The organism is Variovorax sp. YR752 (genome assembly GCF_943372545.1).
In genome coordinates, this window is the sequence record NZ_CALRZC010000008.1 from 72,417 (window position 1) to 84,868 (window position 12,452).

A 12,452-nucleotide genomic window follows, 5' to 3' on the forward strand; every position below is an offset into this window, starting at 1 on the left:
GTCGTGTCCACCAGTTGATTGCAAGAATAGATAGACAAAGAGAGAGAAAGAAAAATGACGAACTACAAAGTACATGAAGTCGCCAACGGCGTCCCCGTGAAGATGTGGACGAACGGCGTGCCCGTGGAAGACGAGGCGCAGAAGCAGCTCGAGAACGCCGCGCGCCTGCCCATCGTGTTCAAGCACATCGCGGCCATGCCCGACGTGCACTACGGCATCGGTGCGACCGTGGGTTCGGTGATCCCGACCTTCAAGGCCATCATCCCCGCCGCGGTCGGCGTGGACATCGGCTGCGGAATGATGGCCTGCAAGACCACGCTCAACGCGCGCGACCTGCCCGACAACCTGGGCCCGCTGCGTTCGGCGATCGAGAAGGCCGTGCCGCACGGAAGCAACCCCAAGCGCATGGGCCGCGACAAGGGTTCGTGGGAAACGCCGCCCGATGAAACCGACGCCGCCTGGGCGAAGCTGGTGGACGAGTTCGACCTGATCTGCGAGGACTACCCGCGCATCAAGAACACGAACAACCACAAGCACCTGGGAACGCTGGGTACCGGCAACCACTTCATCGAGGTGTGCCTCGATGAAGCGGGCGCCGTGTGGTTCATGCTGCACTCGGGTTCGCGCGGCGTGGGCAACGCCATCGGTACGCACTTCATCGAACTCGCGAAGAAGGACGCCGAACTGCACCAGCGCAACCTGCCCGATCAGGACCTGGCGTACTTCGAGGAAGGCGCCCAGTACTTCGGCGACTACGTGCGTGCGGTGGGCTGGGCCCAGAAGTTCGCACGGGCGAACCGCGAAGTGATGATGCAGCGCGTGGTCGCGGCCGCGCGCAAGGTCATCACCAAGCCTTTCGAGGCCCACGTGGAAGCGGTGAACTGCCACCACAACTACGTGAGCCGCGAGACGCACTTCGGGCAAGACGTGCTCGTGACCCGCAAGGGCGCGGTGAGCGCGAAGCTCGGCGAGCTGGGGATCATCCCCGGCAGCATGGGCGCCAAGAGCTACATCGTGCGCGGCAAGGGCAACCCCGAGAGCTTCATGAGCTGCAGCCACGGCGCCGGTCGAAAGATGAGCCGGACGAAGGCCAAGAAGCTCTTCACCGTCGCCGACCAGATCGCCGCGACCGAAGGCGTCGAATGCCGCAAGGACGCCGACGTGATCGACGAGATCCCGATGGCCTACAAGGACATCGACGCGGTGATGGATGCGCAGAAGGACCTGGTGGAGGTGGTTTACACGCTCAAGCAGGTGGTTTGCGTGAAGGGTTGAAAAAATGAACGAACGACTGGAAAAGAGCCGAGAGATAGCGGATTGGATTGCATCGAAGTTCGACGGAATTGGCGTTGTCAGAGATGGTCGAAGTGAGTTCGCTGCAACTTGCTACTACGTCGTGTGGCAACACCAAGCCGCAGTTTTTCGCCTTTATCGGGAGGGTCTCATTGCGCCTGCAACCGCGCTTTTGCGCTGTGCTTGGGATGCTTACATCCGGGGGATGTGGCTAAGCCGAGCGGCTAGCGATGAGGCGGTCGCCGCCTTTCTTTCAGGAGGGCGTCCACCGCCTCAGAAAGACCTCGTGATTGCAATGGAAGTCGCAGATGAGCTCCCTCCTGGCATCTTGTCTGCTTTTCATCGGGCGAACTATTCTGAGCTGTGCGATCTGACGCACACAGGTATCACGCAGCTCCTACAGCAATGGAGTAACGAAGAGATTTGTGCACGTCAAGAGCCCGAGCAGATGGAGAACATCTTGGATTTTGTTGACTCCATAGCGCTGAGTTCATTGGCACAAGCGGCTGTCATGGCCAATGAGCAAATCGTTGCGCATGAAGCTCTGGAGAGGATGAGTGCAATAAGGCGTCGGTGAACGATATCCCGGCGCGAGGTCTGACTATGAAAAGCAACAAACAACGCCGCGCCGAAATCAAGGCGCACCGCCTCGACCGCGCCGCGCGTGCCGTGGCATTGCAGCAGCGCCAGGCCGATGCACGCCTGCTGCGTGCCGAAGGCATGGTCGCCGCCGACACGGCCTTGCTGGCCGCGCACAACAACACCTACGGCCCGCTGCCCACCTTCTACGTCGACAAGGCGTTCACCTGCCGCGATTGCGGAGCGCAAGAGGTGTGGACGGCCAAGCAGCAGAAGTGGTGGTACGAGGTGGCGCTCGGCAGCATCCACAGCACGGCGGTGCGCTGTCGCGCATGCCGGCTCGGAACGCCGCGCACAAGAACAACGACAAACGACTGAACAAGAAAGAAAGACGTGTCCCGATGACGGAAGCACAAGAAGAACAACGAGCGCTCGATGCCGTCGAACTCGACGGCTCCCAAGGCGAAGGCGGCGGCCAGATCCTGCGCACCGGCCTCGCGCTGTCGATGGTCACGGGCCGCCCGCTCACCATCGAGAAGATCCGCGCGGGCCGCGCCAAGCCGGGCCTGATGCGCCAGCACCTCGCGTGCGTGCATGCAGCCGCGGAGATCAGCGGCGCGCAGGTCGAAGGTGCCGAGCTGGGTTCGCAGTCGCTGCGCTTCGTGCCAGGGCCGGTGCGCGCGGGCGACTACCGCTTCGCGATCGCCGGTGCGGGCAGCTGCATGCTGGTGCTGCAGACCGTGCTGCCGCCGCTGCTGCTGCAACCCGCGGGCCAGGTCAGTCGGCTGCGGCTGAGCGGCGGCACGCACAACCCGATGGCGCCGCCGTTCCATTTTCTGGAGCGTGCCTTCGCGCCGCTGGTGCGCCGCTTCGGTGGCGATCTGCAGCTCGAGCTGCGCCGTTGCGGCTTCTATCCGGCGGGTGGCGGCGAGGTCGACGCGACGATCGTGCCGGCGGCGGAAGGCGCGCGGCTGCAAGCGTTTGATCTGCTCTCGCGCGGTGAGCTGCTGGCGGGCCATGCGGAGTGCCTGGCGCCCGGCCTGCCGCGGCATGTGGCGGCGCGCGAACTCGAAACGGTGGGGGCGGCGATGGGCTGGTCGGCGCAGGCCGAGCAGCTGCGCACGGTGCCGACGCGCCAGAACGAGGGCCCGGGCAATGCGCTGCTGGTGACGCTGGCCTACGCGCACCTCACCGAGGTGTTCACGGCCTTCGGCGAGAAGACGCTGAGCGCGGAGCAGGTGGCGCACGGCCTCGTGAAAGAGGTGCGCGCGTTCCAGAAGCACGAGGACGCGGCCGTGGGGCCGCACCTGGCCGACCAACTCGCGCTGTTGCTGGCGCTCGCGGTGTTCCGGCAGCCGGGCCAGTCGGGCGCGTTCACCTGCAGCGAAGTGACGCCGCACACGCGCACGAACTGCGAGGTGATCGAGCGCTTCCTGCCGGTGCGCTTCACGATCACTGAAGAAGCTGCAGGCCCGCGCGCGGCGCGGGTGCAGGTGGCGTCGTGATTACAGGCCGGCCTGGCGCGTGACGCTCACGGAAGTCCGCTCCAGGTCGGCGGCGTCGGAGTAGATGTTGCCGCTGCGTGCGGTGGCAACGGCTTCGGCGCGCACGGCCTGACGGTCGACGGTGGAGGTCACGGCGACGGTGCCTTCGGCGGCAGCATCGGAGTACACATTGCCATTGCGCGCAGCGGCGACGGCTTCGGTGCGCACGTCGGCACGGGTGGCGGCCGAGGTGATGGCGTGCACGCCTTCGTAGGTTTCGGCGTGGGCCGCACCGGCGGTGCCCAGCAGGGCGAAAGCGGCGGCGGAAATGGCGAGGAGTTGCTTGCTGTTCATGATGCGTTTTCCCTTGAGTCTGTGGGCGGCGGACAGTCGTCGTTGCCACAAGCTGCAGTGTGAAACCGCATCGCGGAAGGCGCTGTGCGTTTGCGCACCGAATCCGGCAGGTGAAGACGCTCAGGGCGTTTGTGCAGCGCGCGAATACATCACGGTCAGCGGCTCGGAGCGCCCGCGCACGTTCAGCGTGTCGACCGGCCCCAGCGTCTCTTCGGCACCGGCCTGTTGCGCCGCGAACTGCGAGACCACGAGCCGCGCCGAGGCGGTCTTGGAATGGTCCTGCAGGCGGCTCGCGGTGTTGACCACCTCGCCGATGGCGGTGAAGGTGGTGGTCTCGAGGTAGCCGACCTCGCCGACGGCCGCGCGCCCGGCGTGCAGGCCCATGCCGAAGTCCAGCTGCTGGCCGAACTGGGCCTGGAAGTCGACGTTCCACGCCTCCATGCGCTCGCCGATGAGCTCGGTGGCGCGCAGTGCCTGGCGGCAGGCGGTGGGCAGGTCGCTCTCGAGGCCGAAGATGGCCATCACGCTGTCGCCGATGAACTGGTTGGGCACGCCGCCGCTCTCGCGCACGGCGGCACCCACGATGGCGAAGTAGCGGTCGAGCACGTAGGCGAGGTCGAAGGGCCACTGCCGCTCCGACAGGCCCGACCAGCGCCGCAGGTCGACGAACAAAATCGCCACGTCGCGCTCGTGCCCGAAGCGGCCGACCGGCGCCGGCCGGCCCTCGCGTGGCAGCGGCGCGAACAGCGGCGTCACCTCGATGCTGCCGCGCGGGCGCAGTTGGCAGGCCAGCCGCACGTCGTGCGGGGCGCGCACGCGATCGAGCGTGCGCTGCTCGTCGCGGCCCGGCGTGCCGATGTGTTCGGGCGCGCCGCTCACGCGCACGCGGCAGGTGGAGCAGCGCGCGCGCCCGCCGCAGATCGACACGTGCGCGATGCCGTGCGAGCGGCTGGCTTCGAGCACGCTCCAGCCGGGCGGCACGTGCACGGTGCGGTCGGGGTAGCGCAGCGCGACGGTGGCACCGCTGGCGCGTCGGGCGAGTCTGCTGCGCGCCGCGTAGGCCGCGAGCAGGGCCAGCAGCGCCAGTGCGTAGTAGAGCTTGAGGTTCGTTTCGGCGGCGTTGAGCGCGCGGCCCTGTTCGGGCGTTGGCAAGGTGACGGGCGGCACGCCGGTCCACTGGAACTCACGCCCCATCGAGACGAAGCCCATCGCGGCGGTCACCGGCAGCAGCACGGCGATGGCGAGCAGCGGCGCGAACAGGCGCCGGTAGAGCGGGCGCACGCGCAGCGCGAAGTGCAGGCCGAGGCAGCCGTGGGCCCAGGCGGCGAGCATCATGCCCAGTTGCGCGCCCGCGCCGGCCAGGTCCCACAGGCCCCAGACCACGCGCACGTACGAGCCCTCGATGCCATAGGCCAGGTAGGCGCCGCGCATGGCGGTGAGGTGGGTGGCCAGCAGCAGCGGCAGCGCAAAGCCCAGCAGCACGCGCAAGGCTTCGAGCGGGGGCATGCGCAGGGTGCGGCGCTCCCACAGGGCGGCCACAGCCAGCGCGAGGTGGGTGACGGCGGCGCCGTACAGCAGCAGCGTGCCGGGCAGGCTGTGCCAGAACTTCTGCACGCCGCGCAGCACGGTCTCGGCCGCAGCGAAGGAGACGATGCCCAGCGAATGGTTCAGCAGGTGCGCCGTGATGTAGGCCATCAGCACCAGCCCGCTCGCCCAGCGGAGGTTGCGCCGTGTCGGCGTCCTCAGTGAAAAAGCGGGAGGTGGGGAACGTCTGTCCATGAACGGGTTCGAAGCGGCACCCGAGCATAATGCGCGCGCCTCAATGACCACCGGCATGGCCCTACCCGAACCCACCCCCCGCTCCAGCCTCGCGCTGCGCCGCATCGCGCTGCTCGAAGGCCTGTCCGACGATCGCTTCGACCATCTGGCGCGCCAGTGCCTGTGGCACAGCGTGGCGGCCGGCAAGCCGCTGATGCTGCGTGCCGACCTGCAGGGCGAGGTGTTCCTGTTGGTGTCGGGCCGCGTGCGCGTGACGACCTATGCGGCCAACGGCCGGCAGGTGACCTTCCGCGATTCGGAAGCCGGCGCGCATTTCGGCGACATCGCCGCTTTGGACGGCGGGCCGCGTTCGGCCGACGTGGTCACGCTCGAACCCTGCGTGGTCGCCAGCCTGGACCGCGCCGCCTTCCTGGCGCTGCTGCGCGAAGAGCCGCTCGTGGCCGAGCGCGTAATGCAGCGGCTGGCCGCGCTGGTGCGGCAGCTGTCGGAACGGGTGATCGACCTGAGCACGCTCGGCGTGCAGAACCGCCTGCATGCCGAGCTGCTGCGCCTGGCGCGCGAGGCGGGCATCGGCGGCAACGAGGCCCGGCTGGAGCCCGCGCCCAAGCACGCGGCGTTGGCCAGCCAGATCAGCACCAACCGCGAGCAGGTGACCCGCGAACTCAACACGCTGGTGCGCAGCGGCGTGCTGCGCAAGGACGGCAAGGCGCTGGTGGTGGCCGATGCCGAGCGCCTCGCGCAGATGGTGTCGCAGGTGCGCGGGGACTAGATCAGTTCCAGCGGCCGTTGGGTCCGGCGACGCTCAGGCGGCCAGCGCCCATCAGCGCCACGCTCAGCGCGCCGAACAGGTACAGGCCCTGCAGTTCCAGCGCCCAGCCGCCTTGCTTGGTCAGCGCGAACAGGTCGGCCATGTGCACGAGACCGAAGGCCACGAGCATGTTGATCACGACCACGGCGGCGGCCGCGCGCGTCCAGACGCCCGCGATCATCAGCAGCGGCGCGACGATTTCGCCCACGAACACGAGGTAGGCCAGCCCGCCCGGCAGGCCGGCCTTGGCCAGCATGCCGCCGATGAAGCCGACGCCGGCCGAGAGCTTGAAGATGCCGTGCAGCAGCATCAGCACGCCGACCGACACGCGCAGCACCAGCTTGCCGGCGTCGTCGCGGGCAGCCGGCGTGGCAAGGAACGAAGAAGACGCCGAAGCGGCGGAGGCGAGGGGAGCTGCCTGGGTGTTCATGGCGAATCCTTGAGTGAAAAGGAAGAAGCCCGCCACGGACTGCGGCGGTTGCCATGCCAGTGTGGCGAGCCGTCCGCCGCGCGTCGGTGCGTTTACGCACACTTTTTGGCGATCGGGTTCGCCGCTGCCCTGCGTCAGTCGCCCTTGTAGCCCGAGGCCTTGATCACCGGCAGCCAGCGTGCGGCCAGCGCGTCGGTGTAGCGCACCACCTCTTCGCTCGAGGCACCGGGCAGCAGGTCGTAGCCCACGCGGCCGAGCTTTTCGCGCACGTCGGGCATGGCGAGCACCTTGCGCACGGCCCGGTTCCACTGCGCCAGCGTGGCAGGTGCCGTGTTCGCGTGGGCGTAGAGCACGTAGCGCGACGAGGCCACCAGCGTCGGGTAGCCCGACTCGGCGAAGGTCGGCACGTCGGGCAGGCCGTCGGCACGCTTGTCGCCGGCCACGGCCAGCACGCGCAGCTTGCCCGCGCGGTGGTACTCGGTGAGGGTGGTGGTGGCGTCCATGCCCGAGGCCACCTGGCCGCCGATCAGCTCGGTGACCATGGCCGCGCCGCCGCGGTAGGGCACCAGGGTGGCGCCGCTGCGCGACAGGGCCACGAAGTCCATCGCCAGGAAGTGCAGCAGCGAGCCCACGGTGGTGATGCCGATCGAGCCCTGGTCGGGGTTGGCCTTGGCGGCCTGGACGAACTGGGCCAGCGTCTTCACCGGCGACGTGGCGCTCACGGCCAGGCCGAACTGGATGCCGCTCACGTCGCTCACGGGCTTGAAGTCGGTGGCCGGGTTGAAGCGCATGTTGGCGTAGATGGCGGGGCCGATGAACATCGGGTCGACCGGCGCCAGCAGCATGGTGGTGCCGTCGGCGGGTGCGTTCTTCAGCACCTCGGCCGCCAGGCGCGTGCCGGCGCCGGGGCGGTTGTCGACCATGACGGGGCGGCCGAGTTCGTCCTTGAGCTTTTCAGACAGCAGCCGGCCCATGAAGTCGGCCGGGCCGCCGGGTGGGAAGGGCACGATCAGGCGGTTGACCGCTGGCTGCGCGTTCGCGCCGTACGGCAGCAGGCCGCCCAGGCCCGTGGCCGCTGCCGCGCGGATGAGGCCACGCCGTGAGAGTGCGGGGCCGGTGGGGAAAGAGAAGGGGTTCATCGAAAGTCTCCGGGTGGTTGGAATAAGTAGGGGGAACCGACAGAAAGCTCAGGGCTGTGCGACCAGCGGCGTGAAGCGGGCCGCGTCTTCGAGCACCTGGCCGGCCTCCAGCAGCAGGTCTTCGCGGAAGCGCCAGGCGAGCAGTTGCACGCCGATGGGCGCGCCGCCGGCCATACCGGTGGGCACCGCGAGGCCGGGCATGCCCAGCGCGGCGGTCGCGAGCAGCGGGCTCTGGGCATCGATGAGGGCGCGCGCGCGTTCGAGGCTGGCGATGTCTTCGTCCTGCGGGCAGGGGCGCTGCCACGACACGGGCATCAGCACCAGCGGGTGGGTCTGCATGAACACCGACCAGCTGCGCAGCAGCGCCTGGCGCCGCGCGAGCGCGTCGAGAAAGCCGTCGCGGTCGGTCTCGGCCATGCCTTCGAGCATGTAGCGCTGGCTGCGCCGCATGGTGTCGTCGCCGTGCTGCTCGACGCCCGCGATGATGTTGCGGCGGCTGTCGTCCACGGTCAGCGTGCGCCACAGGGCGGCGGCCTCGTGGAAGAAGGGCAGCTCGGCTTCGTTGACCTCGTAGCCCGCCTGCTGCAGCCAGCGCGCGGCGTCGTCCAGGGCCTGCGTGACGGCCGGGTCGACCGGGATGCCCGGCGTGCGCTTGAACAGTGCCACGCGGATCGGGCCGGTGGGGCGCGGCAGGTCGTGCGGCATCGGCACCCAGTTCGGGTCGCGCGCGTCGGGGCGTGCCATGGCTTCGTAGCCCAGGCGCAGGTCGGCGATGCTGCGCGCCAGCGGCCCCTGCACCGACATGAGCTGCGGCGTGATACCGCGCTCGCTCGTCGCGCTCGGGTTGAAGGCCGGCACGCGGCCGGCCGTGGGGCGCAGGCCGGCCACGCCGCAGGCATACGCGGGGTAGCGGATCGAGCCGCCGATGTCGTTGCCGTGCGCCAGCGCGCCCATGCCGCTGGCCACCGCGGAGGCCGCGCCGCCGCTGGAGCCGCCGGGCGTGACGGCCGCGTCCCACGGGTTCAGCGTGCGGCCGTGCACGCCGTTGTCGGTGAACCACCGCGACGAGTAGGTCGCGGTGTTGCTGCGGCCCACGATGACGGCGCCCGCGCTGCGCCAGTGCGCCACCACCGGCGCGTCTTCGCGGGCGATGTGGTCCTTCAGCGGGATCACGCCATTGGTGGTGGCGTGGCCGGCCTGGTCCACGTTGACCTTGATGCTGACCGGCACGCCATGCAGCGGGCCGAGTGCGTCGCCGCGCAGGGTGCGTGCGTCGGCGGCGTCGGCGCTGGCCAGGGCCTCGTCGGCCAGCACCTCGGCCAGGGCATTGAGGCGCGGGTTGAGTTCGGCGATGCGTGCGAGCACGCTGGTCGTCACTTCGCGGCAGGACACCTCGCGGCGGCGCACGGCGTTGGCGATGTCAGTGGCGCTGCGCTGCCAGAGGGCGGGGGATGAAGTCATGGGTGGTCTTTGAGAAAGTTCAGGCAAAGGAAACCCCGCACCCCGGCGCAACCGGGGTGAAGGCAATAGAGAGCAGGGGAAGCGGGCGGCGGCGGATCAGCGCGCGCCGCGCAGGCGTCAGCCGGTCGGTTTCTTCATGAGCAGGCTGCCGCGGTCGACGCGGGATTCGGCTTCGAGGGCCAGGGCTTCAGCGTGTTCCATGTGCACGCGCATGACCTCGCGCGCGCGCACGGGGTCGCGGGCGCGCAGCGCGTCGAGCAGGTCGGTGTGGCTGTGCACCATTTCCTCGTCGAACTGGTCGAACTCCGTGAGCGCGTTGCGCACGATGATCACGCGGCGGATCACGTCGTTGAGCAGGCGGCAGACCAGCGCGAGAAAGGGGCTGCTGCAGGCTTCGGTGAGGCGGTCGTGAAAGAGCAGGTCGGCCTCGCGGCGCTCGTTCCAGTCGTCGCTGCCGCCGTGCGCCGGGTGGCTGTGGCCGATCAGCGCCTCCAGCGCGGCCAGATCAGCCTCGGTGAGGCGCGTGGCCACGTTGGCGGCCAGCTCAGGCTCGACCACGCGCCGCAGCGCGTACAGCATCGTGATGTCGACCGGCTGGAAGTACAGGAAGTTCGACACCGCCTGCAGGCACTGCTCGTACGAGGCCTGCGTGAGCGTGGCGCCGCCATTGGGGCCGGTGCTGATCGCGACCAGCCCCTGCACCTGCAGCGCGGCCAGCGCCTCGCGCACCGTGCCGCGCGACACGCCGAGCTGCTCGATCAGCTCTTTCTCCTGCGGCAGCTTGTTGCCGACCTGCTGCTGGGTCTGGACGACCCAGCGCTTGATGTTGTCGACCACCTGGTCGGAACGCTTCACGCGCTTGTCGCGCGTGAGCGAAGGCTTGGGTTGGGATGGGGGCATCTGCGTTTCGGGTATTTATGATCATAAATGTCATAAATATGGAAAACGCTGTCAAGCGGGTTGTCCCGCGAGGCCCGTTCCGGGTGGGCCGTCGGCAGAAATTCGGGCTTCCTGCTACGCTCCCGGACGGCCCGCCTGCCCCTGGCGGGCTTTTTTCTGCGCTCGCACTTTCCCCATGGTTTTTCCCGTCATCACCGACCCGTCGTTCTACGCGGTCGCCGTTCCCGCCGTGCTGCTGCTCGGCATCAGCAAGAGCGGCTTCGGCGCCGGATTCGGATCGCTGGCCGTGCCGATGATGGCGCTGGCCGTCACCGTGCCGCAGGCGGCGGCCATCCTGATGCCGCTGTTGCTGCTCATGGACCTGCTCGGTCTGGCCGCGTTCCGGCGCGACTTCGACCGCTCGCTGCTGAAGTTTTTGATTCCGTTCGGGCTGGTCGGCACGGTGATCGGCACGCTGCTGTTTCGCGTGCTCTCGGCCCACACGGTGGCGGGCATCGTGGGCGTGTTCACGCTGGTGTTTCTGGCGCAGCGCCTGGCGTTCCCGCCCAAGCCGAACGACCCGCTGCCGTCGCGCGCGGTGGGTGCGGTGCTGACGGCGGTGTCGGGCTTCACCAGCTTCATCGCGCATGCGGGCGGGCCGCCGATCAATGCCTACGTGATCCCGCTGCGGCTCAAGCCGGTGGTGTTCACGGCAACGATGGCCTACTTCTTCTTCGTGGTGAATCTCAGCAAGTGGATTCCCTACGCGTGGCTCGGCCTGCTCGACTTTCGCACGCTCGCCACCTCGCTCATGCTGATGCCGATCGCACCGCTGGGCGTGTGGATCGGCATCCGCATTGCACGCCGCATCGATGCGACGTGGTTCTATCGCTTCGTGTACCTGGGCATGCTGCTTACCGGCCTCAAGCTCGTCTACGACGGCTTCCTGGCCTGAGAGACTTCAGAGTTCGACGATCGATTTGAAGCCGCCGAAGATCATGCGTTTGCCGTCGAACGGCAGGTTCTTCATGTCCATCATGGCCTCCAGGCGCGGGTCGGCCATGACCTTGGCGTTGATCGTGTCGCGGTGCTTGCGCGACTTGTAGGTGATCCACGAGAAGGCCACGGTCTCATCGGCCTTGAGCTTCACGCTTTGAGGGAACGACGTGAGCTTGCCGGGCTTCACGTCGTCGGCGATGCACTCCACGTACTCGAGCGCGCCGTACTCCATCCAGACCTTGCCGGCCTTGCGTGCCAGCTTGCGGTAGGCCTCGACGTTCTTGGTGGGAATGGCGACGATGAATCCGTCTACATAACGAGCCATGTCTGTTCTCCTGAATAGGGGATAGAAACGTTGAAAAAGAAAAAGCGGGGGCTGCATGGCGCCGTCGTCACGACGACGCCGTCTTGCCCGCCGCGCCCGAGGCCGACGCTGCTTCGTTGTTGTTGTGGGTGTGTCCCGGCGAGGCCGGGCGAAGCAGCAAGACCCCGATCAGACCCGCCGCTGCCGCGAACACGGCGCCGACAAGGAATGCCAGGTTGTAGCCACCGTTGAGCGCCAGCGGCATCGCCGCGCCCGCAGTGGCCATGGCGGTGGTGCGTGCCGCCGCGGCGCTGGCCAGCACGGCCAGGCCCAGGGCGCCGCCCATCATGAAGGCGGTGTTGACCACGCCCGAGGCCAGGCCCGAGTCGGACGGGTCGACCTCGCTCATGGCTGCCAGCAGCACCGGGTTGAAGGCCATGCCCGCGCCCAGGCCGAGCAGCACCATGCCGGGCAGCACGTCGAGCACGAAGCTGCCGTTGACCGGCGCGCGCGCGAACAGCGCCAGCCCGATGGCCGCGAGCCACAGGCCCGCCGCCAGCGGCTTGCGGATGCCGAAGCGCATCACGATCTTGGCCGACAGGCCGAGCGAGAACACCGCCATGATCACGTTGGCCGGCAGGAAGGCCAGCCCGATCTGCATCGGCGTGTACTGCAGCACCAGCTGCATGTACAGCGCCGAGATGAAGAACCACGCGAACATGGCCGCGGCCCACAGCACGCCCACCACGTTGGCCACCGACACGCTGCGCAGCTTGAACAGGCCCAGCGGCATCAGCGGATGCTTCACGCGCGACTCGATGGCGATGAAAGCCGCCAGCAGCACCACGGCCGCGCCGAGCAGGCTGATCGTCTGCGTGGAGCCCCAGCCCGCTTCGTTGCCGTTGACCACGCCGTACACCGCGAGCATCAGCGACGCGGTGAC

General features: G+C 68.4%; 14 protein-coding genes. 6 read left to right on the forward strand and 8 right to left on the reverse strand.

From position 1 onward, the window contains the following. Positions 1-54 precede the first annotated feature (54 nt). The 4 genes from AAG801_RS03330 to rtcA are packed head-to-tail and all read left to right on the forward strand — an operon-like array spanning position 55 to position 3,377. The gene (locus AAG801_RS03330; protein WP_101488696.1) at positions 55-1,275 is read left to right on the forward strand and encodes an RtcB family protein; all 1,221 of its coding nucleotides are present in this window, start codon (positions 55-57) and stop codon (positions 1,273-1,275) included. A 4-nt stretch (positions 1,276-1,279) separates the two neighbouring features. Next, on the forward strand, positions 1,280-1,870 hold the full coding sequence (locus AAG801_RS03335; RefSeq protein WP_341887150.1) for a hypothetical protein: 591 nt from the start codon (positions 1,280-1,282) through the stop codon (positions 1,868-1,870). 26 nt (positions 1,871-1,896) lie between these two features. Beyond that, positions 1,897-2,250 (forward strand): zinc-ribbon domain-containing protein, encoded by a 354-nt coding sequence (locus AAG801_RS03340; protein ID WP_101488697.1) that lies wholly within the window; start codon positions 1,897-1,899, stop codon positions 2,248-2,250. Positions 2,251-2,273: 23 nt separating this feature from the next. Beyond that, a complete protein-coding gene (rtcA, locus tag AAG801_RS03345; protein WP_341887151.1) occupies positions 2,274-3,377 on the forward strand; it encodes an RNA 3'-terminal phosphate cyclase in 1,104 nt (367 codons plus the stop codon). Here rtcA and AAG801_RS03350 read toward each other — a convergent pair whose 3' ends face one another. Together AAG801_RS03350 and AAG801_RS03355 are read right to left on the reverse strand one after the other, a co-directional pair. Beyond that, positions 3,378-3,710: an alpha/beta hydrolase gene (locus AAG801_RS03350; protein ID WP_341887152.1), complete on the reverse strand. Its 333-nt coding sequence runs from the start codon at positions 3,708-3,710 to the stop codon at positions 3,378-3,380. A gap of 120 nt (positions 3,711-3,830) precedes the next feature. Continuing rightward, the gene (locus AAG801_RS03355) at positions 3,831-5,489 is read right to left on the reverse strand and encodes an adenylate/guanylate cyclase domain-containing protein (RefSeq protein WP_341887153.1); all 1,659 of its coding nucleotides are present in this window, start codon (positions 5,487-5,489) and stop codon (positions 3,831-3,833) included. Positions 5,490-5,544: 55 nt separating this feature from the next. On the opposite strand from AAG801_RS03355, the gene AAG801_RS03360 reads away from it, so the two are divergent. After that, positions 5,545-6,258 (forward strand): Crp/Fnr family transcriptional regulator, encoded by a 714-nt coding sequence (locus tag AAG801_RS03360; protein ID WP_341887154.1) that lies wholly within the window; start codon positions 5,545-5,547, stop codon positions 6,256-6,258. A gap of 1 nt (position 6,259) precedes the next feature. Here AAG801_RS03360 and AAG801_RS03365 read toward each other — a convergent pair whose 3' ends face one another. The 4 genes from AAG801_RS03365 to AAG801_RS03380 form a co-directional block, all read right to left on the reverse strand. Then, positions 6,260-6,727 carry a DoxX family protein gene (locus AAG801_RS03365; RefSeq protein WP_341887155.1) on the reverse strand — a complete coding sequence of 156 codons (468 nt, stop codon included), beginning with the start codon at positions 6,725-6,727 and terminating at the stop codon, positions 6,260-6,262. 134 nt (positions 6,728-6,861) lie between these two features. Beyond that, on the reverse strand, positions 6,862-7,866 hold the full coding sequence (locus AAG801_RS03370) for a Bug family tripartite tricarboxylate transporter substrate binding protein (protein WP_341887156.1): 1,005 nt from the start codon (positions 7,864-7,866) through the stop codon (positions 6,862-6,864). A gap of 48 nt (positions 7,867-7,914) precedes the next feature. After that, positions 7,915-9,327, reverse strand: coding sequence for an amidase family protein (locus AAG801_RS03375; protein WP_341887157.1), 1,413 nt, complete (start codon positions 9,325-9,327; stop codon positions 7,915-7,917). 117 nt (positions 9,328-9,444) lie between these two features. Further along, positions 9,445-10,227, reverse strand: a complete 783-nt coding sequence (locus AAG801_RS03380; RefSeq protein WP_099792756.1) for a FadR/GntR family transcriptional regulator — start codon at positions 10,225-10,227, stop codon at positions 9,445-9,447. A 175-nt stretch (positions 10,228-10,402) separates the two neighbouring features. Here AAG801_RS03380 and AAG801_RS03385 point away from each other — a divergent pair, with 175 nt between their 5' ends. Then, positions 10,403-11,161 (forward strand): sulfite exporter TauE/SafE family protein, encoded by a 759-nt coding sequence (locus tag AAG801_RS03385; protein WP_341887158.1) that lies wholly within the window; start codon positions 10,403-10,405, stop codon positions 11,159-11,161. Between the two features lie 6 nt (positions 11,162-11,167). On the opposite strand, the gene AAG801_RS03390 is transcribed toward AAG801_RS03385, so the two are convergent. Further along, on the reverse strand, positions 11,168-11,530 hold the full coding sequence (locus AAG801_RS03390; protein ID WP_341887159.1) for a DUF1428 domain-containing protein: 363 nt from the start codon (positions 11,528-11,530) through the stop codon (positions 11,168-11,170). 67 nt (positions 11,531-11,597) lie between these two features. After that, positions 11,598-12,452: MFS transporter (locus tag AAG801_RS03395; RefSeq protein WP_341887160.1), on the reverse strand; the 855-nt coding region annotated here is incomplete at its 5' end.

Bases quoted from the DNA above. Each gene is read 5' to 3' on its own strand.
- AAG801_RS03330 (WP_101488696.1), top strand. From the start codon at position 55: ATGACGAACTACAAAGTACATGAAGTCGCCAACGGCGTCCCCGTGAAG.
- AAG801_RS03335 (WP_341887150.1), top strand. From the start codon at position 1,280: ATGAACGAACGACTGGAAAAGAGCCGAGAGATAGCGGATTGGATTGCA.
- AAG801_RS03340 (WP_101488697.1), top strand. From the start codon at position 1,897: ATGAAAAGCAACAAACAACGCCGCGCCGAAATCAAGGCGCACCGCCTC.
- rtcA (WP_341887151.1), top strand. From the start codon at position 2,274: ATGACGGAAGCACAAGAAGAACAACGAGCGCTCGATGCCGTCGAACTC.
- AAG801_RS03350 (WP_341887152.1), bottom strand. From the start codon at position 3,710: ATGAACAGCAAGCAACTCCTCGCCATTTCCGCCGCCGCTTTCGCCCTG.
- AAG801_RS03355 (WP_341887153.1), bottom strand. From the start codon at position 5,489: ATGGACAGACGTTCCCCACCTCCCGCTTTTTCACTGAGGACGCCGACA.
- AAG801_RS03360 (WP_341887154.1), top strand. From the start codon at position 5,545: ATGGCCCTACCCGAACCCACCCCCCGCTCCAGCCTCGCGCTGCGCCGC.
- AAG801_RS03365 (WP_341887155.1), bottom strand. From the start codon at position 6,727: ATGAACACCCAGGCAGCTCCCCTCGCCTCCGCCGCTTCGGCGTCTTCT.
- AAG801_RS03370 (WP_341887156.1), bottom strand. From the start codon at position 7,866: ATGAACCCCTTCTCTTTCCCCACCGGCCCCGCACTCTCACGGCGTGGC.
- AAG801_RS03375 (WP_341887157.1), bottom strand. From the start codon at position 9,327: ATGACTTCATCCCCCGCCCTCTGGCAGCGCAGCGCCACTGACATCGCC.
- AAG801_RS03380 (WP_099792756.1), bottom strand. From the start codon at position 10,227: ATGCCCCCATCCCAACCCAAGCCTTCGCTCACGCGCGACAAGCGCGTG.
- AAG801_RS03385 (WP_341887158.1), top strand. From the start codon at position 10,403: ATGGTTTTTCCCGTCATCACCGACCCGTCGTTCTACGCGGTCGCCGTT.
- AAG801_RS03390 (WP_341887159.1), bottom strand. From the start codon at position 11,530: ATGGCTCGTTATGTAGACGGATTCATCGTCGCCATTCCCACCAAGAAC.